The organism is Xanthomonas hortorum, assembly GCF_024339125.1.
Lineage (GTDB): Bacteria > Pseudomonadota > Gammaproteobacteria > Xanthomonadales > Xanthomonadaceae > Xanthomonas > Xanthomonas hortorum.
Genome location: NZ_CP101417.1, coordinates 2673682 through 2694761, shown reverse-complemented (window position 1 = coordinate 2694761; position 21080 = coordinate 2673682). Strand labels below are relative to the sequence as shown.

The 21080-nt window shown below is 63.1% G+C and carries 17 protein-coding genes and 1 other RNA gene; 9 read left to right on the top strand and 9 right to left on the bottom strand.

What is annotated here, in order from left to right; all coding sequences use genetic code 11:
* The first annotated feature begins 95 nt into the window (after positions 1–95).
* Positions 96–2531 carry a TonB-dependent receptor gene (locus NMB96_RS11515; RefSeq protein WP_023902849.1) on the top strand — a complete coding sequence of 812 codons (2436 nt, stop codon included), beginning with the start codon at positions 96–98 and terminating at the stop codon, positions 2529–2531.
* Between the two features lie 384 nt (positions 2532–2915).
* Positions 2916–3950 carry an L-threonine 3-dehydrogenase gene (gene tdh / locus NMB96_RS11510; protein WP_023902848.1) on the top strand — a complete coding sequence of 345 codons (1035 nt, stop codon included), beginning with the start codon at positions 2916–2918 and terminating at the stop codon, positions 3948–3950.
* A 535-nt stretch (positions 3951–4485) separates the two neighbouring features.
* Here tdh and NMB96_RS11505 read toward each other — a convergent pair.
* From NMB96_RS11505 to NMB96_RS11485, 5 genes are all read right to left on the bottom strand, one after another.
* Entirely contained in the window at positions 4486–5202 is a 717-nt protein-coding gene (locus NMB96_RS11505) for a TorF family putative porin (protein ID WP_006452587.1), read from the bottom strand.
* A 294-nt stretch (positions 5203–5496) separates the two neighbouring features.
* Complete coding sequence (locus tag NMB96_RS11500; protein WP_023902846.1) at positions 5497–6528, bottom strand: sulfate/molybdate ABC transporter ATP-binding protein; 1032 nt, start codon at positions 6526–6528, stop codon at positions 5497–5499.
* 7 nt (positions 6529–6535) lie between these two features.
* On the bottom strand, positions 6536–7489 hold the full coding sequence (cysW, locus tag NMB96_RS11495) for a sulfate ABC transporter permease subunit CysW (protein ID WP_255086902.1): 954 nt from the start codon (positions 7487–7489) through the stop codon (positions 6536–6538).
* Positions 7486–8346 (bottom strand): sulfate ABC transporter permease subunit CysT, encoded by an 861-nt coding sequence (gene cysT, locus NMB96_RS11490; RefSeq protein ID WP_255086901.1) that lies wholly within the window; start codon positions 8344–8346, stop codon positions 7486–7488. The genes cysW and cysT overlap by 4 nt, the downstream gene beginning before the upstream one ends.
* Positions 8347–8349: 3 nt before the next feature.
* Entirely contained in the window at positions 8350–9450 is a 1101-nt protein-coding gene (locus tag NMB96_RS11485) for a sulfate ABC transporter substrate-binding protein (RefSeq protein WP_255086900.1), read from the bottom strand.
* 90 nt (positions 9451–9540) lie between these two features.
* Here NMB96_RS11485 and kbl point away from each other — a divergent pair, with 90 nt between their 5' ends.
* Both kbl and NMB96_RS11475 read left to right on the top strand, forming a co-directional pair.
* Positions 9541–10749 (top strand): glycine C-acetyltransferase, encoded by a 1209-nt coding sequence (kbl, locus tag NMB96_RS11480; protein ID WP_255086899.1) that lies wholly within the window; start codon positions 9541–9543, stop codon positions 10747–10749.
* Positions 10749–11138: a hypothetical protein gene (locus NMB96_RS11475; protein ID WP_043888976.1), complete on the top strand. Its 390-nt coding sequence runs from the start codon at positions 10749–10751 to the stop codon at positions 11136–11138. Before kbl ends, NMB96_RS11475 begins: the two co-directional genes overlap by 1 nt.
* Here NMB96_RS11475 and NMB96_RS11470 read toward each other — a convergent pair.
* From NMB96_RS11470 to NMB96_RS11460, 3 genes are all read right to left on the bottom strand, one after another.
* Positions 11092–11943, bottom strand: a complete 852-nt coding sequence (locus NMB96_RS11470; protein WP_023902841.1) for a pseudouridine synthase — start codon at positions 11941–11943, stop codon at positions 11092–11094. The genes NMB96_RS11475 and NMB96_RS11470 overlap by 47 nt on opposite strands.
* 19 nt (positions 11944–11962) lie before the next feature.
* On the bottom strand, positions 11963–12478 hold the full coding sequence (locus NMB96_RS11465) for a hypothetical protein (protein WP_023902840.1): 516 nt from the start codon (positions 12476–12478) through the stop codon (positions 11963–11965).
* A 190-nt stretch (positions 12479–12668) separates the two neighbouring features.
* Positions 12669–13766 (bottom strand): OmpA family protein, encoded by a 1098-nt coding sequence (locus tag NMB96_RS11460; RefSeq protein ID WP_023902839.1) that lies wholly within the window; start codon positions 13764–13766, stop codon positions 12669–12671.
* A 412-nt stretch (positions 13767–14178) separates the two neighbouring features.
* On the opposite strand from NMB96_RS11460, the gene NMB96_RS11455 reads away from it, so the two are divergent.
* Together NMB96_RS11455 and NMB96_RS11450 are read left to right on the top strand one after the other, a co-directional pair.
* Positions 14179–15201 (top strand): zinc-binding alcohol dehydrogenase family protein, encoded by a 1023-nt coding sequence (locus NMB96_RS11455; protein ID WP_176339520.1) that lies wholly within the window; start codon positions 14179–14181, stop codon positions 15199–15201.
* A gap of 158 nt (positions 15202–15359) precedes the next feature.
* Positions 15360–17399, top strand: coding sequence for an NADPH-dependent 2,4-dienoyl-CoA reductase (locus NMB96_RS11450; protein WP_255086898.1), 2040 nt, complete (start codon positions 15360–15362; stop codon positions 17397–17399).
* A gap of 182 nt (positions 17400–17581) precedes the next feature.
* Here NMB96_RS11450 and NMB96_RS11445 read toward each other — a convergent pair.
* Positions 17582–17658: non-coding RNA, sX9 sRNA (locus tag NMB96_RS11445), on the bottom strand.
* A gap of 191 nt (positions 17659–17849) precedes the next feature.
* Between NMB96_RS11445 and NMB96_RS11440 the strand changes: the two genes are divergently transcribed.
* The 3 genes from NMB96_RS11440 (at position 17850) to NMB96_RS11430 (ending at position 21076) form a co-directional block, all read left to right on the top strand.
* On the top strand, positions 17850–19160 hold the full coding sequence (locus NMB96_RS11440; RefSeq protein ID WP_255086897.1) for an MFS transporter: 1311 nt from the start codon (positions 17850–17852) through the stop codon (positions 19158–19160).
* A gap of 773 nt (positions 19161–19933) precedes the next feature.
* A complete protein-coding gene (locus tag NMB96_RS11435) occupies positions 19934–20395 on the top strand; it encodes a cell wall hydrolase (RefSeq protein ID WP_039413190.1) in 462 nt (153 codons plus the stop codon).
* A 66-nt stretch (positions 20396–20461) separates the two neighbouring features.
* The gene (locus NMB96_RS11430) at positions 20462–21076 is read left to right on the top strand and encodes a glutathione S-transferase family protein (protein WP_023902834.1); all 615 of its coding nucleotides are present in this window, start codon (positions 20462–20464) and stop codon (positions 21074–21076) included.
* Positions 21077–21080 lie beyond the last annotated feature (4 nt).

The following is a 21080-nucleotide window of genomic DNA, read 5'->3' as shown; positions in this document are numbered from 1 at the left end:
CCTTGCAGAAATACGGGTGCGTGGCCGCAGGTGGCGGCGGGACACGACACGTATAGCGGGCGAGCGCGACAGTTTTAAGACAGCGACCGTCATCAATGTTTCATGAGTCGTTGACACCCTGCGTCGCGAAACGTCGGTCTTGCACCGTGCGTCCGCCCTCAGCCGTGCCCGAACAGGATTCCCCCATGACTTGCACTCGTCGTTTTCATGTCACTCCGCTGGCGCTCGCCCTGGCAGCGCTGCTTCCCGTCATGGCATCTGCCGCCACAACGGCTACCGATCCGGCTGCCATTGCAGACGCACCGGTCGCGGATGCGCCAGTCACCACCGCCGATACCGCAACCAATGCCACCCAGCTGGATGCGATCAACGTGGTCTCGCAAGGCAGCACGCGCCAGGTGCAGCGCATCAGCCGGCAGGACATCGAGCAACTGACACCGGGCAGCAGCGCCTTCAAGGCAGTGGAAAAATTGCCGGGCGTGCAGTTCCAATCGGCCGACCCGTTCGGCACCTACGAATGGTCCACGCAGGTAACCTTGCATGGCTTCGATCAGAGCCGGCTCGGCTACACACTCGATGGCATTCCGCTCGGCAACATGAGCTACGGCGTCACCAACGGCCTGCATATCACGCGCGCCATCATTTCGGAAAACCTCGGCTCGGTGGAGATCGCGCAAGGCGCCGGCGCGCTCGGTACTGCGTCCAACACCAATCTCGGCGGCACCATGCAGTTCTATTCGGCCGACCCGCAGACCACGCCCGGCCTGCGGCTGGTGCAGACGGTGGGTAGCGATGCGACGCGTCGCACCTTCGTGCGCGGCGACACCGGCGATCGCAATGGTTTGTCGGCGTATCTGTCTTATGCCAATGCCACCACCGACAAGTGGAAGGGCTTCGGCGACCAGCAGTCCGAGCAAGCCAACCTCAAGACCGTGTACCAATGGGGCGAAGGCAACCGTCTGAGCCTGTTTGTGGATACTTCGCGGCGCAAGGAGTACGACTACATGGATCTGTCGTTGACCAGCCAGCGCGCGCTGGGCTGGGACTACGATTATCTGCAGCCGGATTGGGCCACTGCGGTGCAGATGGCGCGTGCGTATCAAAACACCGGTGCCACCAGCGGCGTGGCCAACGGCTACCCGCAATCGCTGGCGGGGCTGCCCGACGATTACAGTTGGTTGGATGCCAGCTACTACGCAGGCGGTGGTCTGCGTCGCGACAACCTGGCAGGCTTGTCGGGCACGTTCGTGTTCGGCGGTGCAACCCTGGATGCTACCGGCTACTACCACGCCAATCGCGGCGAGGGGCAATGGGTGACGCCTTATGTCGTCACCTCGGCGCAGATCCCGGTGTCGATGCGCACCACCGACTATGGCCTGGACCGTTTCGGCGGTACCAGCGCACTGAAGTGGTCGTGGGGCAATCACGATCTGGAAGCCGGCGTGTGGGCCGAGAATGCACGCACCACGCAAGGGCGCAATTACTTCGCGCTGGGCAACGAGGGCTACACCTCGCTGTACAACGTGTACGAAGCGCAGACCCCGTTCCGTCGCGACTTTTTGCAGCGCTACACCACCCAGACCCGCATGCTGTACCTGCAGGACACCGTGCGCCTGCTCGACGATCGCCTGACCCTCAACTACGGCGCAAAGGCGCTCAGCACCACCACGCGCGCGCAATCGCTGGTGCCGACCACCGCGCTGGCACAGGGACGCATCCGCGCTGAAGACAACTTCCTGCCGCAGGTTGGCGTGAACTACAAACTCGACGAGCGCCAGGACATCTACGCCTCCTACAGCAAGAACATCGCCGCCTTCGGTTTCACCCCGTTCGGCACCTCGCAGGCCGCGTTCGACCGTAGCCGCTCGACGCTGGAGCCGGAAGAATCGCAGACCGTGCAGGTGGGCTACCGCGTGCAGGATGCGCAGTTCCAGCTGTCGGCCGACGCCTACTTCACCAAGTTCTCCAACCGCTTGTTGACCACCTCGCCGTGCACCGCGGTGCAGACCTGCGCGGCGATCCTGAGCAATGTTGGCGCGGTGCACAGCGCCGGTGCCGACCTGGCGTTGATGTGGCGTCCGATGGAAGGCCTGAGCTGGTTGAATTCGCTGTCGTGGAATCGCTCGCGCTATCAGGACGACTACCTCAACAACGGCGTGGTCGCCACCTCCGGCAAGGACGTGGTGGGCATCCCGGCGTTGATGTTCTCCTCCAGCGCCAGCTACCAACTCGGCAACCTGCGCCTGGATCTGGACGGCAAGTACGTCGACAAGCGCTACATCACTTTCCTCAACGATTCGCAGGTGCCCTCGTACTGGCTGTTCAACGCCGGCGCGCGTTACGACTTCGGTCGTGTGGGCGGAGTGGCCGATGTGGCGCTGGCGCTCAACATCACCAACCTCACCGACAAGCGCTACTTCGCCAGCACCGGCACCAACGGCTACGTCGCCTCCGATCCGGATGGCTACAACCAGACCATGGTGGTCGGCGCGCCGCGGCAATACTTCATGAGTCTGGATGTGAAGTTCTGAGTTGCCGGCGCCTTTTCCCCTCTCCTGCGGGGCGAAAAGGCGCGGCTTGCGCGCCACTGGCGCGCGTGGCTGGGAACGCCCGCGCCGCAAGCGCGGGCCGGGGCGCGGAGCGGCGGTTTGGGTGAGGGTACGGGCGAAGCAGTCGGCGCGTCACTTCTGAAGGCGCGTAGCGACGCGTTGGTCATTGCAGGGACTGGTAAATCTCTGAGGCGCCCCTCATCCGGCGCTGCGCGCCACCTTCTCCCGATGGGAGAAGGGCTCCATCGATCCCTACCCCGCCATGATCCGGGTCAGCCAACACCGCCCATTACCGCACCGCCGCATGGCGCAAACCTCGCGACGCCTATAATCGCCGCCTTACTTTCACTCAGCAGGTCCCGCCAGATGGCGCAGACGATGAAGGCGCTGGTCAAGCGCGAAGCGAACAAGGGCATTTGGCTGGAACAGGTTCCCGTCCCCAGCACCGGCCCCAACGAGGTGCTGATCAAGCTGGAAAAGACCGCAATCTGCGGCACCGATCTGCACATCTACCTGTGGGACGAGTGGAGCCAGCGCACCATCACACCCGGCCTGACCATCGGCCATGAGTTCGTCGGCCGTGTGGCCGAGCTCGGTTCGGCCGTGACCGGATACCAGGTCGGCCAGCGCGTCTCGGCCGAAGGCCACATCGTCTGCGGCCATTGCCGCAACTGCCGCGGTGGCCGCCCACATCTATGCCCCAACACGGTCGGCATCGGCGTCAACGTCAATGGCGCATTTGCCGAATACATGGTGATGCCGGCCAGCAACCTGTGGCCGATCCCGGACCAGATTCCCTCCGAGCTGGCCGCGTTCTTCGACCCGTACGGCAACGCCGCGCATTGTGCGTTGGAATTCGACGTGATCGGCGAAGACGTGCTGATCACCGGCGCCGGCCCGATCGGCATCATCGCCGCCGGCATCTGCAAGCACATCGGTGCGCGCAACGTGGTGGTCACCGACGTCAACGATTTCCGTCTCAAGCTGGCCGCCGACATGGGCGCCACCCGCGTGGTCAACGTGTCCAAGACATCGCTTAAGGACGTCATGGCCGACCTGCACATGGAGGGCTTCGACGTGGGCCTGGAAATGAGCGGCAACCCGCGTGCCTTCAACGACATGCTCGACTGCATGTATCACGGCGGCAAGATCGCCATGCTCGGCATCATGCCGCGCGGCGCCGGTTGCGACTGGGACAAGATCATCTTCAAGGGCCTCACCGTACAGGGCATCTACGGCCGCAAGATGTACGAGACCTGGTACAAGATGACCCAATTGGTGCTGTCAGGTTTCCCCCTGCACAAGGTGCTGACCCATCAACTACCGATCGACGACTTCCAGAAGGGCTTCGACCTGATGGAAGAAGGCAAGGCCGGCAAGGTCGTGTTGAGCTGGAACTGATCGGCCAATACGCTTGAACGCAAAAGGCGCCGCGAGGCGCCTTTTGCGTGTCCATCTTCAGAGTGCTGACAAACGCAGCGGGCAATCCTCAGGTGCGAGCGGAGCGCTTCAAGAACGCAGGGTCGGCGAGGATTGCAGGCAAAGACTCAGTGGGTCGAGGGCGCGGTGCCCTCACCGCACCAGACAGGTTGCGGGTTGCTTTGAGAAGAGCTACGCACACCGACCATCTTGATTGGTCCTTGCCCGCCCACCGTCGCGGGACCTTACGCGGCATGGATGCCGCGTAAGAGCCTACATGGACGTACTTGCGGCGTGTCCCGCGATGGTGGGCGGGCAAGGACCCTGCATCCAAGTAGCAGATCAGCCGCTCTACAAGCGACCTATCCGCACTGTGCAAACACTCCAAAACAAGCCAGCCGAAATCTAGATTCCTAAGCATCCCTTAGATGTAGATGCTGAAGCATCCGAGCATCAACTCTTCCCGCCTCACAACTACCCGGCCACGTTGTCAGAGCCGCCATTTAGTCGATCGCCATCAAGGCCAGGTGACCGTCGCAGTCGCAACCAGATGGTTCTGCGAATTCTGCCGACCGAAGCCGAATTCGGCCGCTTCGCTGGTGTCGTAATAGCCCACGCTCAAACCCAGCGGACCGAACGCCTTGCCGACATTCACACCGAAGTCGTTGTAATCGTGATCCACCTGACTGAGCGCCGAGGTATAAACGCTGTGCCCGGCGTGCGCGCCGAACGTGAAGTCGTACGGCAACGTCCAGTTGGCATCGAGCGCGTAGTAATAGCCGTCGGTCTTCGACCCATACAGATCGTTGGTATAGGCAACGGTCAAGCTATAGGTCTTCAAAAAAGTGGTCTTGGTGATCAGTTCGGCGTAGTTGGACGCGCCCGCTCCCAGGTACTGGTAGCGGTTGACCATCACATCGAAATTCCAGTTCGTGCCCAGATCGGTGTTGTAGCCGACAAAGCCATCCACTTCCCAATCCGGATCGCCCGCACCGTAATCAACATTGGAGGTCCAGGTGCCGATGTACACGCCGAACGGCGTCGTGTACGTGAGTCCGGCCTGGAAGGCGGGCTCTTCATTGGTCTGCGAGATACCGCGGAACAGATAATCGCTGGTGACCGCAAAGGTGCCACTGAAGGGCGACGCTGGCGCTTCTTCATCCTGCGCATGCGCCAACGGCACGACACCGAGCAACAGCAACGACAGACAACACGCGAGGGGGGACGGCTTCATGGAGCATCTCCTGGGTCGATGGGCGGTCGGATGACGCGAAGCGAGGCTGCAGTGACTTTATTAGTCCAACTGTCATTGCAGCGCAACATCAACGTCGTGCGCCTTTGAACCAGCACACAGGCTTTAAGCACCGATGATGCTGATCAGGATGCCCATCTCATCGACTGAATGCGCAGGATCTTGAGATTGGGGAGTGGGGATTCGTAATGCCAAAGCAAAGGCGGACCCCGCTCTACGAATCCCGAATCCCAAATCCCAAATCCCCGTTCAATACCGACCCCAGCCGGCGTTGAATCACACCGGAAACACCCCGTAATGCCGCGCCGCCAACCTTAGCTGCTGCCCTGGCTGAAAACTTCCCGCCGAAGCCGGCAGTTCCACTTCCACCTCGTTGCCTGCCGGCTCAAGCGTTGCGCGCAGACGCAGACGCGCCCCGCTGCGCTGCGACCAGGCCACTGTCGCCGGCCAACCGGCGTCATCGGGCACCAGATCTTCCGGTCGCACATACACCTCGACCGGGCCAGCAGCCAACGCGGCATTGGCCGCCGGCAATGCATGCCCGGCCACCTGGATCCGACCTTCCGCCAGCACACCAGGAATGCGGTTCACCGCGCCCACGAACGAATACACGAACGGCGAGGCAGGCTTGTCGTAGATCATCGCCGGGGTGTCGAGCTGCTCGATGCGGCCGCGGTTGAGGATCGCCACCCGGTCGGCCAGTTCCAGCGCTTCTTCCTGATCGTGGGTCACGAACACCGTGGTCAGACCGGTACGTTCGTGCAGCTCACGCAGCCAGCGGCGCAGGTCGCGGCGCACCTGCGCATCCAGCGCACCGAATGGCTCGTCCAGCAACAGCACACGCGGCTCGATCGCCAACGCACGCGCCAGTGCCACACGCTGACGCTGACCACCGGACAGCTGGGTGGGATAGCGCTGCTCCAGGCCATGCAACTGCACCAGCGCCAGCAATTCTTCCACGCGTGCGCGGATACGCGCTTCAGCCCAACGCTCGTTACCGCGCCGCACCCGCAAGCCGAAGGCGATGTTCTCGAACACGTCCATATGCTTGAACAACGCGTAGTGCTGGAATACGAAGCCGACCCGGCGCGACTGCACGCTCATGCGCGTGGCATCTTCGTCGCCGAACAGCACCTGCCCGCCATCGGCATGCTCCAGCCCGGCCATGATGCGCAACAACGTGGTCTTGCCTGAGCCCGACGGCCCCAGCAGTGCCAGCAACTCACCTTGGCGCACGTCCAACGTGATGTCGTCCAGCGCAGTGAACGTGTCGAACTGCTTGCGCAGGCGGTGGATGCGGATGCCCATGTTCACCTCAATGTCGGTGGTTGGCGGCGAGCGAATCGCCATGCCGCCATTCCAGATACGTCTTCAGCGCCAGCGTCAGCAGCGCGGTCAATGCCAGCAGCGAGGCACACGCAAACGCGGCGCTGTAGGCGTATTCGTTGTAGAGAATTTCCACATGCAAGGGCAGCGTATTGGTGCGCCCGCGGATATGCCCGGACACCACCGACACCGCACCGAACTCGCCCATCGCGCGCGCCGCGCACAGCAGCACGCCGTACATCAGGCCCCAACGGATATTGGGCAGGGTCACCCGCCAGAACATCTGCCAGCCGCTCGCGCCCAGGCTCAATGCCGCCAGTTCTTCATCGCTGCCTTGCTGCTCCATCAGTGGCATCAGCTCGCGCGCGATAAACGGAAACGTGACAAAGGTCGTCGCCAACACGATGCCCGGCAGCGCGAATACGATGCGTGGCAGCTGAATCAGCATCTCGCCAAAAAACGGCAGCTGCGCCTGCCAACCTTCGTCGATCAACGGCCACGCCCAGCCGCTGCGCCCGAAGATCAGCACGAAGATCAAACCCGCCACCACCGGCGATACCGAAAACGGCAGATCGATCAGGCTGATCAGCAAGCGCTTGCCGGGAAAGCGATGCTTGCTCACCGCCCACGCCGCAGCCACCCCGAATACCAGATTCAGCGGCAGCACGATCGCAGTCACGATCAAGGTCAGCTTGATCGCCGACAACGCATCCGGATCGACCACTGCGCGCAGGAACGTTTCCCAACCACCCCGCAGCGCCTCGGCGAAGACCAGCACCAGCGGCAGCAGCAAAAACGCCAGCAGGAACAGCAGCGCGCCCAGAATCATCAGCCACTGCACCCAGCGAGGCTCGTTGGTGGCCGAGTCGGTGATGCGGCGCGCCTGTTCGGTCATTGTGCGGTTCTGCAGCATGGAGGGCAGCGATGAAACAGCATCGTTCATGCAGGCCTCCGTTGATAGCGCAGCAGGCGTGCCTGCAGCGTATTGACCACCAGCAGGATCACGAACGACAGCAGCAGCATTGCCGCCGCAATCGCGGTGGCGCCGGCATAATCGAATTCTTCCAGCCGGATGGTGATCAGCAGCGGCGCGATCTCGGTGGAATTGGGCAGATTGCCGGCGATGAAGATCACCGAACCGTACTCACCCACGCCGCGTGCGAAGGCCAGAGCAAACCCGGTCAATACCGCTGGCCACAGACCCGGCAACACCACCCGCCAGACCGTCTGCCAGCGCGACGCACCCAGCGTGGCGGCGGCCGCTTCCAGCTCACGCTCGCTCTCGGCCAGCACCGGCTGCACCACCCGCACCACGAACGGCAGGCCGACAAACACCAGCGCCAGCACGATCCCCAACTGCGTATAGGCGACCTTGATACCGATCGCCTCCAGCCAGCGCCCGACCCAGCCGTTGCCGCCATACAACGCAGTCAGCGCAATACCGGCGACTGCGGTTGGCAACGCGAATGGCAGATCGATCACCGCGTCGAAGAAGCGCTTGCCCGGGAAGTTGTAGCGCACGAACACCCACGCCACCCAGGTGCCCATGAGTGCGTTGAAGGCGCCGGCCACGAACGCCGTACCGAAGCTCACCCGCAACGCCGACAACACCCGTGGCTCGCTCCACACCCGCCACAGGCCGTCCCAACCCAATCCGCTGGTTTTGATGAAGATGCCCAGCAGCGGTATCAACACAATCAATCCCAGCCAGGTCAGCGTAATTCCAAGACTCAGGCCCAACCCCGGCATCACGCGTCGGCGCGATGACGGCGCTGGATGGGGAGCAACCGACATATGCATTGCCTACTTTTTTGCCTGGATCTGATCGAACACACCACCGTCGGCGAAGTGTTCCTGCTGCGCCTTGTCCCACGACCCGAACGCTTCCTGGATGGTCACCAGCTTGATGTCCGGGAAACGCGCAAGATCCGCCGGGTCGGCAAATTCCGGGTGGCGTGGGCGATAGAAATGCTTGGCTGCCAGCTTCTGCCCTTCCGGCGCGTACAGATAACGCAGGTAGGCCTCGGCCACCTCGCGCGTGCCGTGTTTGTCGACGTTCTTGTCGACCAAGGCCACCGACGGCTCGGCCAGGATCGACAACTTCGGCACCACGATCTCGAACTTGTCCTTGCCCAGTTCATCGCGCGCCAGCAGCGCTTCGTTTTCCCAGGCCAGCAGCACATCGCCGATACCACGCTGCACGAAGGTCGTCGTGGCACCGCGCGCGCCGGTGTCCAGCACCGGCACATTGCGGAACAGCGCCTGCATGTAGCGCACGATGCGCTCGCGATCGCCCTTGAAGATGCGGTCGGCATACGCCCAGGCGGCCAGGTAGTTCCAGCGCGCACCACCGGAGGTCTTGGGGTTGGGCGTCACCACCGCCACGCCGGAGCGCAGCAGGTCCGGCCAGTCGTGGATGTTCTTCGGGTTGCCCTTGCGCACCAGAAACACGATCGTCGAGGTATACGGCGCGCTATTGTCGGGCAGGCGTTTTTCCCAATCGCTGTCGATCAGCTTGGCCTTCTCGGCGATTGCGTCCACGTCGTAGGCCAGCGCCAACGTGACCACATCGGCCTCGATGCCGTCGATCACTGCGCGCGCCTGTTTGCCGGAGCCGCCGTGCGAGGTTTCCACCGTCACCGTGTCCTGCGGATGTTGCTGCTTCCAATGCGCGGCGAACGCGCTGTTGTAGTCGCGATAGAACTCGCGGGTGGGGTCATAGCTCACATTGAGCAGACCGATGTCGCGCGCGCCAGCCGGGCCGGCCAGGGCCAGCAAGCTGCACAACAGGATCGACACGAAGCGGTAGCGGGGGTGGGTCACAGCAATCTCCTGGCCGGTTGGGCGCAGCTGAACAGCAAGCATGCCATGCTGCGCAGCGCTACGCGGGCGGTGAAATGACATACACGCCTGCGCTTATACCGATTTTGCATGACGTAGTGGTATGCCGCCGTGATCGTTAAAATCGTGCTTCTTTCTGCCACTGCGATCGCCATGACCAACGCTCCCGCCGCGCTGACCGCCCATTACGCCGCCGAACTGGAGGCGATCCAGGCCCAGGGCCTGTTCAAGTCCGAGCGCATCATCACCGGCCCGCAGTCGGCGCAGATCACCCTCGCCGACGGCCGCAGCGTGCTCAACTTCTGCGCCAACAACTACCTGGGCCTGGCCGACCACCCGGACATCATCCAGGCCGCCAAGGACGCGCTGGACACGCACGGCTTCGGCATGGCCTCGGTGCGCTTCATCTGCGGCACCCAGGATTTGCATAAGCAACTCGAGCGCACCATCGCCGACTTCTTCGGCACCGAGGACACCATCCTCTATGCCGCCTGTTTCGATGCCAACGGCGGCCTGTTCGAACCGTTGCTCGGCGAGCACGACGCCATCATCTCCGACGCGCTCAACCACGCCTCGATCATCGACGGCGTACGCCTGTGCAAGGCCAAGCGCTTCCGCTACGCCAACTGCGACATGGCCGACCTGGAAGCGCAGCTGCAGGCCGCCGATGCCGCCGGTTGCAAGACCAAGCTGATCACCAGCGACGGCGTATTCTCGATGGACGGCTTCATCGCCCCGCTGGACGAGATCACCGCCCTCGCCCGCAAGTACAACGCGCTGGTGCATATCGACGAATGCCATGCCACCGGCTTTTTGGGCGCTACCGGCCGCGGCTCGGCCGAGGTCAAGGGCGTGCTGGACCAGATCGATATCTTCACCGGCACGCTGGGCAAGGCGATGGGCGGCGCACTGGGCGGCTTCACCACCGCCAAGCGTGAAGTCATCGAACTGCTGCGCCAGCGCTCGCGTCCTTATCTTTTTTCCAATTCACTGCCGCCGCACGTGGTGGCCGCAGGCATCAAGGCGTTCGACATGCTGGATGCCGCCGGCGAGCTGCGCACGCAGCTGGTCGAAAACACGCGTTACTTCCGCGAGCGCATGACCGCCGCCGGTTTCGACGTCAAACCTGGCGTGCATCCGATCAGCCCGGTGATGCTCTACGACGCACCGCTGGCGCAGAAATTCGCCGAGCGCCTGCTGGAAGAAGGCATCTACGCCATCGGCTTCTTCTTCCCGGTAGTGCCCAAGGGCCAGGCGCGCATCCGCACCCAGATCAGCGCCGCGCACACCCGCGAGCAGCTGGATCAGGCGATCGCAGCATTCATCAAGATCGGCCGCGAACTCGACGTCATCAAAGACTGATGCGCACGGTGCTGCGCCAACGGCTGTTGCTGGCGGCGCACACCGATGCCCAGGCGCACTTACTGGACGGCAGTTGGGAAACCCGCTGCCTGCATTGCCGTCGGCGCTTGCAACTGCGCGCCGATGGCGAACCGCTCGGACACACCACCCTGGAACACGTGGTCCCGCAGGCCTGGTTCGGCCGTCGCGCGGCGGCCGCGCTGTGCGCGATGGTCGGCGACGATGCGAACGCGGCGCGCAACCTTGCCCTGGCCTGTGCCGGTTGCAATCACGCCAAGGGTCGCCGTCACGATGCCAACGGCGCCGGCGACGCACGTGCTTTTGAAGTCGTCAGCGCCTTGCTCAGCGCGCGTCTGGCGCGCTGGCGTGAGCCGCCGTCAGCGCCCTGACTTCCTCGGCGCTGAGCATGCGCCACGCGCCTTTGCCCAACTCACCCATTGCCAGCGCACCGATCGCCACCCGCACCAGTCGCAGCACACCGATCTCCAGCGCTGCCAACAAGCGGCGGATCTGCCGATTGCGGCCCTCGTCCAGCACGATCTCCAGCCACGCATTGCGCTCGCCTTCGCGCAGCACGCCAACGTGCTTGGCACGCAGCAGCGCACCATCGCTCTCAGGATCGGGATCGGCCACACCGGCCTGCAACTGCGCCAGTTGCTCGGCACTCGGGCGGCAATCGATCTGCACGTGATAGGTCTTGTCCGGCCCGGTCGCAGGGTCGGTCACCGCCGCTGCCCATTGCGGGTCGTTACTGAAGAGCAGCAGCCCTTCGCTGGCCTTGTCCAATCGCCCGACCGGCGCGATCCACGGCAATCCGGCACCATCGAAGCAGCGATACACCGTGTCCCTGCCCTGCTCGTCGCGCACGGTCGTGACCACGCCGCGCGGCTTGTTGAGCATCAGATAGCAGCGCGCCGGCCCGGCCAACGGCTGCCCGTCGACGGTAATGCTCGACTGCTGAGCGGCGCTGATCGGATATTCGGGGTCGTGAACCACACGCGCAGCCACGCTGACCCGCCCTTCGGCGATCCAGCGTGCCGCTTCGGTACGCGAACACACGCCCAATTTGGACAGCACGCGCGCCAGCCCGTGGCGCGGCGCGGTGGCCGCCGTGCCCGTAGCTGAGGCGCGCGAAGCACCGGCAGGACCACGCTTGCGTTGCCGGGACGTTGCCGGCGGAGGCCACCGGGTCATGCCGTCCCGACCGTGCCGCTTACTTGTTTTCGACCGACTTGGCGTCGGCCGCAGGCGTTGCAGTTGCCGCAGCGGCCGGAGCCGGCGCAGCTACCGGACGCGCCTTGACCACGCGCACACCGCGCGCCTTCATCCAGGCATCGAATTCTTCGGCGGTCATGCGCTTGCCGTTCTGACTCATGTCAAAGCGCCACGGCGTGTTGTCGAATGCAGTGGTGGCCTTGTAGGCGGCCGGATCGTTCGAATTGACGGTGCCGCCGGGCGGAATCACCTTGGCCAGATCCTGGCAGCCTTCCACACGCAACCGCAGCAGCACGCGGTCCACCGATTGCTCGCTGGTATAGGGCTGGGCCAACACGCCGGTGGGCATGCCCAGCTGGACGCTACGGGTGTAGAACTCGGCCGCCGCCGGCGCAATCACCGTGGCAGGCAACGGCAGCGGCTGGGACACCGTGCTGCCGGCGCAGTTCGGGGCGGCGTAAGCGGCAGGAATCAAAGCGAGACAGAGCAAACCTGCCGTGGCGGTACGCAGCATCGGGTTCTTCCAATTATGAGTTTGGTGTTGACGCGGCGAGTGTAGGCAGCGATGAACGCTGTTTCAACCGGAACCGTGCCTGGATGGCAACACAGACAGGTTTGGCGGCGACTCGACGCACTTTTCCTGGTCCTACAAAGACAAAACCCGGCACAAGGCCGGGTTTTGTATGCAACAGCTAGCGGTCCAATTAGTTCTGGACGTTCAGCTCGGTACGACGGTTCTTCGCACGGCCTTCCGGATTGTCGGAACCATCCGGGTTGGCGTTCGGAGCAATCGGACGGCTCTCGCCGTAGCCGATCGGGCCAACCAGACGCGACGCATCAACGCCGTTCTTGGTCAGGTAGTCGTACACGGTGGTCGCACGACGCTCGGACAGCTTCTGGTTGTACGCGTCGGTACCCTTCGAGTCGGTGTGACCGGCAACCTCGACCTTCAGGTCGGGGTAACGCTTCAGGATCTCGGTCGCTTCGCTCAGGATGGACTGTGCGTCCGGACGCAGGGTCGACTTGTTGAAGTCGAAGTTCACGCCCTTCAGGTCGATCGACACAGGAACCGGGCAACCGTCCGGACCGATGGTCTGGCCAGGCTGCGAAGCCGGGCACTTGTCGTCGCAGTTGTTGACGCCGTCACCGTCGTCATCCAGGTCTGCGCAGCTCGGAGCAACCGGAGCCGGAGCCGGCGGCGGAGCGGTCGACGGAGCCGGTCCCAACGGGATCACGACGCCGACCGAAGCCAGCACGTCGCCGAACCAGTCTTCCTGCGGAGCAGCAACGCTCTGGTCGTTGAAGTCAGCGCGGTAGGCCAACTCGGCACGCACGGCAACGCGCTTGTCGAAGGTGGTCTGCAGACCGACACCAGCCTTGGCGGCAAAGTTGCCGTCTTTCTGCTGGCCCGGCGAAACCGGGTTCGGGGTTGCGTCGAACTCTTCTTCCGAACGCTGGTAGCCCAGACCGAACAGGAGGTAGGGGTTCCAGCCGCGGCCTTCAGCGATGAAGTGGCGACGCAGGTCGAACGAGATGCCGTACTGGCTCCAGTTCTGGTCCTGGTTGGCATCGAAATTCGGGTTCTGATAGTTCAGCTCGCCGTCGATCGACCAGTTCGGGCTGACAAACTTGCCCAGACCCAGGGTCACGAACGGAGCATCATTGGTCAGACGATCGCTGTCCTGGAAGTTGAAGCCAGCGCTACCGGTCAGGTACCAACGGTCATCGAATTCCTGCGCGGAAGCAGCCTGGGCAAACGCCAGGCCGCCAAGCAACGCGGCAGTGAGAATTTTCTTGTTCATGTATACAGCTCCTTCTTTGGGAGATAAACCGATAGAGGCATTGTTCTTGGTAAAGATGCTCGTCACATCCAGAGCCATCGGGGCGCAGATTAAGCCGGCTTCAGTGAAGATCGCGTTAACGGACATATAACATGTGAAAGCAATCAACAGAGACGGCGATCCCACTCAATACTACGTATACAGCTTCATGAAGGAAAGGACCGGGCGCCCAGTTAGCACAATTGCCCCGCATGAACGGCAGCCCAATTAAGCCAGTTGAATACGCTTGCGCTCTGACCTCCGGGGGACAGGCGGCATGACTCCGTGACCACATTGGTGAATGCGAGCCCTAGTCCGAGCTGAATTGTGGGCTTGGTGGTTGCGGGCCAACGGCATCACAACGCACCCTGAACTCCCCCAAAGGAGCGCCTCGATGAAAGCCATCGCCATCACTCGCCATCTTCCAATCGACGATCCCGAGTCGCTGCTTGACATGGAGCTTCCGACGCCTGCGGCGCCGTCCGGGTATGACTTATTAGTGCGTGTGGAGGCGATCTCGGTGAATCCGGTCGACGCCAAGGTGCGTGCGCCCAAGCCGCAAACGCTGGATGCACCGAAAATTCTCGGCTACGACGCCGCCGGCGTGGTCGAAGCGGTGGGCCCGGAGGTCACTGCATTCGTGGTGGGCGACGAGGTCTATTACGCAGGAGATATCGGAAGGCCGGGCAGCAACGCGCAGTACCAGTTGGTCGATGCGCGCATCGCCGGCTGCAAGCCGACCTCGCTTAGCTTCGCCGAGGCGGCTGCGTTGCCGCTGACCACGCTGACCGCGTGGGAGTTGTTGTTCCAGCGCATGCCGTTCGCCTTCGACGGCGCACGCAATCGCGGCAAGCACTTATTGATCATCGGGGGTGCCGGTGGCGTGGGCTCCATTGCGATCCAGCTGGCGCGGCATGCCGGCTTCACGGTCATCGCCACGGCATCGCGGCCGGAGACGATTGAATGGGTGCGCCAGATGGGCGCGCAGCATGTGATCGATCACCACCAACCGTTGCACCCGCAATTGCAGGCGCTAGGCCTGCAGAGTGTGGATGCGGCGCTCAATCTGGCCGACACCGACCGCTACTGGCAGCAATTGGGCGAGATCCTGGCACCACAGGGACACGTGGGCTTGATCGTGGAGCCGCGCGGCCCGCTGTCGATTGGCGACCCCTACAAATCCAAGTGCATCGGCATCCACTGGGAACTGATGTTCACGCGCGCCCGTTATGCAACAGAAGACATGGTCGAGCAGCACCGCATCCTCAATCGTGCCGCCAGCCTGATCGATGCGGGCGAATTGCGTACCACGCAGACCGAGACGCTGTCACCGATCAATGCGCAGCAGTTGCGCGAGGCGCATCGGCGGCTGGAAAGCGGCAGCACGATCGGCAAGTTGGTGCTGGCGGGCTGGTGATCGGCGTCACTGGTTGAGTTTGCCCGCTGCGTTTGCGCGGCTTGCGGGTCCCGCCCTCTCCAGCAGACTGCCGCCAGCACTGGCCGCGTGCGTCAAGACTTGCCGACACGCCCGTTTGCCTGCATCGTGCGCACTCCGTACGCCAGCGTATCCATATCATGTCGCCCGCCACCGGCCTGCCTGACTCGCCCTACCCGCACCTGTTCACCCCGCTCGATCTGGGTTTCACGCAATTGCGCAATCGCGTCCTGATGGGCTCGATGCACACCGGCCTTGAAGACCGTGCGCGCGATTTCCCCAAATTGGCGGCGTATTTCGCCGAGCGCGCGGCCGGCGGCGTCGGGCTGATCGTCACCGGTGGGTTTTCGCCGAATGTGGTGGGCTGGCTCAAACCGTTCGGCGGCAAGCTGTCGTGGCCGTGGGAAGTGCGTCCGCATCGTCAGGTCACCCGTGCGGTGCACGCACACGGCGCCAAGATCTGCCTGCAGCTGCTGCATGCCGGGCGCTACGCCTATCACCCGTTGTCGGTGGCGCCGTCCAGGCTCAAGGCGCCGATCAACCCATTCACTCCGCGTGCGTTGTCGGCGCGTGCGGTGGATCGGCAGATCGCGGCCTATGCGCGCGCGGCGCGGCTGGCGCGCGAGGCCGGTTACGACGGCGTGGAAGTGATGGGGTCCGAAGGCTATCTGATCAACGAATTCACCGCCGCGCGCACCAACCAGCGCAGCGATGCCTGGGGCGGCGATGCGACCAAGCGCATGCGCTTTGCGGTGGAGATCGTTCGGCGCATCCGCGAGGCCTGCGGGCCGGACTTCATCATCATCTATCGGCTGTCGCTGGTGGATCTGGTCGATGACGGCAACCAGTGGCAGGAGATCCTGGCGCAGGCGCAGGCAATCGAGGCAGCCGGCGCCACCATCATCAATTCCGGCATCGGCTGGCACGAGGCGCGCATCCCGACCATCGCCACCTCGGTGCCGCGCGCGGCGTTTGCCGGGGTGACCGCCAAGCTCAAGCCGCATCTGCGCATTCCGGTGGTGGCAACCAACCGCATCAACATGCCCGAAGTGGCCGAGCGCATCCTGGCCGACGGCGCAGCCGACATGGTGTCGCTGGCGCGCCCACTGTTGGCCGACCCGCAATGGGCCAACAAGGCCAGCGCCGGCCAGTCGCACACAATCAATACGTGCATCGCCTGCAACCAGGCCTGCCTGGATCATGTGTTCGACAACAAGTTGGCCAGCTGCCTGGTAAACCCACGCGCAGTGCACGAAACCGAGCTGATCTACACACCGACCACCACGCCAAAGCGCATCGCGGTGGTCGGTGCAGGCCCTGCCGGACTGGCCTGCGCAACGGTGGCGGCCGAGCGCGGCCACCAGGTGACCTTGTTCGATGCAAGCGATGAAATCGGCGGGCAATTCAATGTCGCCAAGCGCATCCCGGGCAAGGAAGAATTCAACGAGACGCTGCGCTATTTCGGACACCGTATCGAAGCCACCGGCGTAGCGCTGCGGTTGCAGACACGCGTGCAGGCGGACGACCTCAAGGCCTTCGATGAGATCGTGCTGGCCACCGGCATCGAGCCGCGCAAGGTGGACTTCCCCGGTGCCGATCATCCGATGGTGGTCAATTACCTGGACGTCGTGCTGGGCCGCCATGTAGCGGCCGAGAAGGTCGCCATCATCGGCGCCGGGGGAATCGGTTTCGATGTCGGCGAATTTCTGGTGCACGAAGGCGTCTCGCCATCGCTGGATCCGGCACGCTGGATGGCCGAATGGGGCGTGGACCCCAGCTTCGAAACACGCGGCGCGTTGGCCAAACCGCAACCCGAGCGCCCTGCCCGTCAGGTCTGGCTGCTGCAGCGCAGCCCCGGCAAACCCGGCGCGCGTCTGGGCAAGACCACCGGCTGGATCCACCGCGCCACGCTCAAGGCCAAGGGCGTCAAGATGCTCGGCGGCGTGGAGTATCTGGGCGTTGACGATGCCGGTCTGCGGATCCGCGTGGAAGGCACCGAGCAATTGCTCGATGTCGGCACCGTGGTGGTCTGCGCCGGGCAGGAACCGCGTCGCGAGCTGCTTGCCGCGCTGCAGGCCAATGGGCAGCAACCGCATCTGATCGGCGGTGCGGATGTTGCCGCCGAACTGGATGCCAAGCGTGCGATCAATCAGGCGTGCCGGTTGGCGGCAACCTTGTAACGCGCTTGCACGCGATGTCGTAGAAGCTACAGCCGTTCTTCATTACAACGCCAGAGCGGGTTTGTGCGTCTGCAAGAGAGCCGCATTGGTTTCACTTCGATGCTGATATCGGCGGTCTTTAAGGCAACCGCCGGCCTGCTCGGCAGACGCTTGCGCAAGTGCACGCGCGGGCGCCTTAAAGCGGCTAACAAAACGTAGCGAGCAGTCGTCAGGTGGGCGTGGATGGCGCGCTCAGAACCGCAGTGTACGAGTGGTACATGCCGATGCCGAGCACCGGCCGCACCCGCGTGGCGGTGAGCGCAGTCGCTTTGTTAGCCACTCTTAGACAGGGACAGATCGGTGCCGGCGTCGACGCTGCCATCAACAGCGCGACACCACCGGGTACGCCGCTGGTCGGAGCATGCTCGGTACATTCTTTTTTCTGTCGCGCGGCTCGGCTATAAACCCGGCATGCCATCGACCCGGACTGCATCGCCGCCTACCCTCCCGCCCGCAGCGTTGCTGGCCTACGCTGCGGCGCATTTCGGCAAGAGCCTGCTCTGGTACACCGCAGAATTGCTGCTGATTTTTGCGTTGACCGAATACGTCGGACTGGGCGCGATTGCGGCCGGCGTCTCGGTCGCCGGCGGCCTGGTCGTGAGCGCAGTGATGGGCGTGTTCGCAGCGAAGCGCTGGAGTGCCGGCGCCAGCCTGGCGTGGGCTGGGCGGTCGCAATGGCGCGGCATTGCGCTAGCAGCTGTCGCCTTGTCGTTGGTCTTTGTCACGCCGGCATTTCCGCCCGATATCCGCTTGATCAGCGTCCTGCTGCTCAGCCTGCCGTTTCGCGCCGCATATGCAATCGGCGACGTGGCACAGAACACCTTGTTGGGATTGGCCCACTGGCCTTGGCATGGCGCGCGCGGCGTCAGTGCGCTGCGTCTGATCGGGAGCGGGCTGGCCGCGTTGCTGGTCAGCGCAGCGATCGGCCTGCTACTGAAAGACGGCACGCACGCCGCCGCATCCACAGCGTTGATGATCGTCGCGCTGTCCGGCAGCGTTGCCCTGCTATCGGCGTGGTGGTTACGGCAGACGCTGCAGCGCCACGCACACGTGCTTGCAGGCGCTCCAGCGCCGCCATCTGCACCACGATGGCAGCGCGATCAGTTGCTGCCGTTGGCTGTCATCGCAGCACTGGCGTTGGCACTGCCGACATTTACCAAATTGGCGCCGTATCTGGCGCAGTCGCGTATGGGCTCGGCGGGATGGGGTAGCGCGGTGTTGATTGCCTATGCGCTTGGCAGCGTCGTCGTGCAGCCCTTGGCTGCCCGCTGGCCGACTGTGGCAATGCGTCGACTAGGCGTCAGCGGAGCGGCGTTGGCCGCACTTGGGCTGGTGTTCGCCATGGCTGTCTCTCGCCACACCGTGCTGGATGCCAGCCTGGCCTTCGGCATGGGTCTGGCGGCGGGCAGTGCCGGGCAATGGGTCTGGGCACGGCATGCAGAACTCGCCTCGCGCCACGGCCCAGCACAGCAGGCGCGCGGATTTGCCGCACTCACCGCCACCGCCCAACTTGCATTGGCAGCAGGCAGTGCATTGATCGGATTGCTACTTGGCGCATCCGACTATCGCTCTGGTCACAACGCGCATCTGGCGTGGGCAATGGCATTGGGTCCGATGATTTGCGGTGTGCTGTGCGTGTTGATCGCCTGGGCCGGCAGCACCTTTGTGATGTCTGGAAAACGCCGATCTGTCGCAGCAGCGCTGCCTTCGGGCCACGTGTAATCGTCTCGATAACGCAGCAAGAGCTTCAGCGATTGCGCATGACGTTTTTCGCTGATTGCAATGATGCGCACCAGCAATCGCACTGCATGCAGTAGATGCACAAAAATCTTCTGCGCCACGCTGAATTGAAGCGTCTCATTCAATACGCACGATGAGTTCAAAACTGCAGCGAATTAGAACGGCTAACAAAACATCGTCGTCCGTTGCCGACACTGATACATCTGCGCGAAGCTATCAATGCAAGCCATGTGCGGACCATTGCGTTAAGTACACCGGTCTGCACATCTCGATACGTCATCAACGCGCCTGAAGTCGGCGTTCAAGCACACTAGCAAGTGATGATGGCGTGTAGCGCAGAACACATTTGTTGCGGTATACGCACTTTTTCATGCATGCAACGCAAGACAATCACCCTGCACACTTGCCACATATCGCATGCGTATCGCGCAGTTCTAAATTTCAATATGTGCAGTCGCTACATCGATGCGACGCATCTCAATGTTGCATCGCAAAGCTCTCATCCAGCGAAGCACTAGACACAGCAGGCAATCACGCGCGTCAACCCTGCCCATTCAGCAGGGATTATGTGATCGCCGCCTACCTTGCGCCAACTTTTTGACCCACCGCATTTGGTGGGCACCTTCGGCAGATGTGTCTTTCGCCGGAGACTTGGCGGCCCTTGGCAGGTCGCCTCCCCATGACGCCAAGCCATTCGCACTGGTGCATCCACTTTGGATGGCCTGCGGATCGGCCCATACGGAGCAAGGAGTTCTATGAAACTGGCTTGGATACTTTGGCTGTCGCAATTATTGCCGCAGCCGGCTGCAGATTCGTTGTGTTTGAGTACCACCGTATACCTGGAAGCACGCGACCAGACCTTGCGTGGCCAACAAGCCGTTGCAGAAGTCGCGTTGCGTCGTCTGGACAGTGGTTTGTGGGGCGATTCGATGTGTCAGGTGGTCACCGCGCGCAAGCAGTTCGCGCCGACCATCGTGTCACCGGGAACTCAGCTCAAGAATGACGATGCCTGGAACAAGGCGTTAGGTGTGGCATTGGCCGCAGAGCGCAACTGGGCGTTACCGGTAGGCCAACGCAAAGAGATCGTGCCAGGCGCGAGCCACTTTGCCGCCAGCGCGATTGCGAGCCCCAGCTGGCGCAATGCGTATCAGGTTGCCACCATCGGCGACCACACGTTCTATCGCGTGCAGAAGCTGCGTCCACGCACTGCATCCTGACTCCTTCCACGCACGCGCGCATGCGTTGCCGCTAAGCTTGCGCCTTCGTTCTCGCGTGGAATTCCTATGAAGCTGTACACCAAGCCCGGCGCGTGCTCGCTGGCAGATCACATCGTGTTGCGCTGGTCGGGCCTGCCGTTCGAGTTGACCGTTGTCGATGCCGCCACGATGAAGTCCCCCGAGTATCTGCGCCTGAATCCGGCCGGCGCGGTTCCGCTGTTGGTGGTCGACGATTGGGCGTTGAATCAGAACGCGGCCATCCTCAACTACATCGCCGACATCGCACCGCTTACCGGTCTGTCCGGCGACGGCACTGCGCGCAGCCGCGCCGAGATCAATCGCTGGATCGCCTTCGCCAATGCCGATGTGCATCCGACATTCAAGCCGATCTTCGGCAGCACTGCGTATCTGCAAGACGACGCACTGCTTGCGCGCAGCCACGACGACGCACGCAGCAAGTTGCGCACCTTGTACGAACGTGCCAACACGCATCTGCAGGATCGTACCTGGCTGGCCAGCGACACCCATACCGGTGCCGATGCGTATCTGTTCGTGACTTTGTTGTGGGCGCAGAAGGTCGGCGTGAATCTGAGTGGCTTGAATGCACTGGATGCGTTCGTGCAGCGCATGCTGGCCGATGCCGATGTGCAGGCCGCATTGAAGGCCGAAGGTCTGGCGTAAGCCG

What these genes read in the sequence shown, in the direction of transcription:
- NMB96_RS11515 (WP_023902849.1), top strand. Translation starts at nt 96, where the DNA reads ATGTTTCATGAGTCGTTGACACCCTGCGTCGCGAAACGTCGGTCTTGC.
- tdh (WP_023902848.1), top strand. Translation starts at nt 2,916, where the DNA reads ATGGCGCAGACGATGAAGGCGCTGGTCAAGCGCGAAGCGAACAAGGGC.
- NMB96_RS11505 (WP_006452587.1), bottom strand. Translation starts at nt 5,202, where the DNA reads ATGAAGCCGTCCCCCCTCGCGTGTTGTCTGTCGTTGCTGTTGCTCGGT.
- NMB96_RS11500 (WP_023902846.1), bottom strand. Translation starts at nt 6,528, where the DNA reads ATGGGCATCCGCATCCACCGCCTGCGCAAGCAGTTCGACACGTTCACT.
- cysW (WP_255086902.1), bottom strand. Translation starts at nt 7,489, where the DNA reads ATGAACGATGCTGTTTCATCGCTGCCCTCCATGCTGCAGAACCGCACA.
- cysT (WP_255086901.1), bottom strand. Translation starts at nt 8,346, where the DNA reads ATGCATATGTCGGTTGCTCCCCATCCAGCGCCGTCATCGCGCCGACGC.
- NMB96_RS11485 (WP_255086900.1), bottom strand. Translation starts at nt 9,450, where the DNA reads ATGTCATTTCACCGCCCGCGTAGCGCTGCGCAGCATGGCATGCTTGCT.
- kbl (WP_255086899.1), top strand. Translation starts at nt 9,541, where the DNA reads ATGACCAACGCTCCCGCCGCGCTGACCGCCCATTACGCCGCCGAACTG.
- NMB96_RS11475 (WP_043888976.1), top strand. Translation starts at nt 10,749, where the DNA reads ATGCGCACGGTGCTGCGCCAACGGCTGTTGCTGGCGGCGCACACCGAT.
- NMB96_RS11470 (WP_023902841.1), bottom strand. Translation starts at nt 11,943, where the DNA reads ATGACCCGGTGGCCTCCGCCGGCAACGTCCCGGCAACGCAAGCGTGGT.
- NMB96_RS11465 (WP_023902840.1), bottom strand. Translation starts at nt 12,478, where the DNA reads ATGCTGCGTACCGCCACGGCAGGTTTGCTCTGTCTCGCTTTGATTCCT.
- NMB96_RS11460 (WP_023902839.1), bottom strand. Translation starts at nt 13,766, where the DNA reads ATGAACAAGAAAATTCTCACTGCCGCGTTGCTTGGCGGCCTGGCGTTT.
- NMB96_RS11455 (WP_176339520.1), top strand. Translation starts at nt 14,179, where the DNA reads ATGAAAGCCATCGCCATCACTCGCCATCTTCCAATCGACGATCCCGAG.
- NMB96_RS11450 (WP_255086898.1), top strand. Translation starts at nt 15,360, where the DNA reads ATGTCGCCCGCCACCGGCCTGCCTGACTCGCCCTACCCGCACCTGTTC.
- NMB96_RS11440 (WP_255086897.1), top strand. Translation starts at nt 17,850, where the DNA reads ATGCCATCGACCCGGACTGCATCGCCGCCTACCCTCCCGCCCGCAGCG.
- NMB96_RS11435 (WP_039413190.1), top strand. Translation starts at nt 19,934, where the DNA reads ATGAAACTGGCTTGGATACTTTGGCTGTCGCAATTATTGCCGCAGCCG.
- NMB96_RS11430 (WP_023902834.1), top strand. Translation starts at nt 20,462, where the DNA reads ATGAAGCTGTACACCAAGCCCGGCGCGTGCTCGCTGGCAGATCACATC.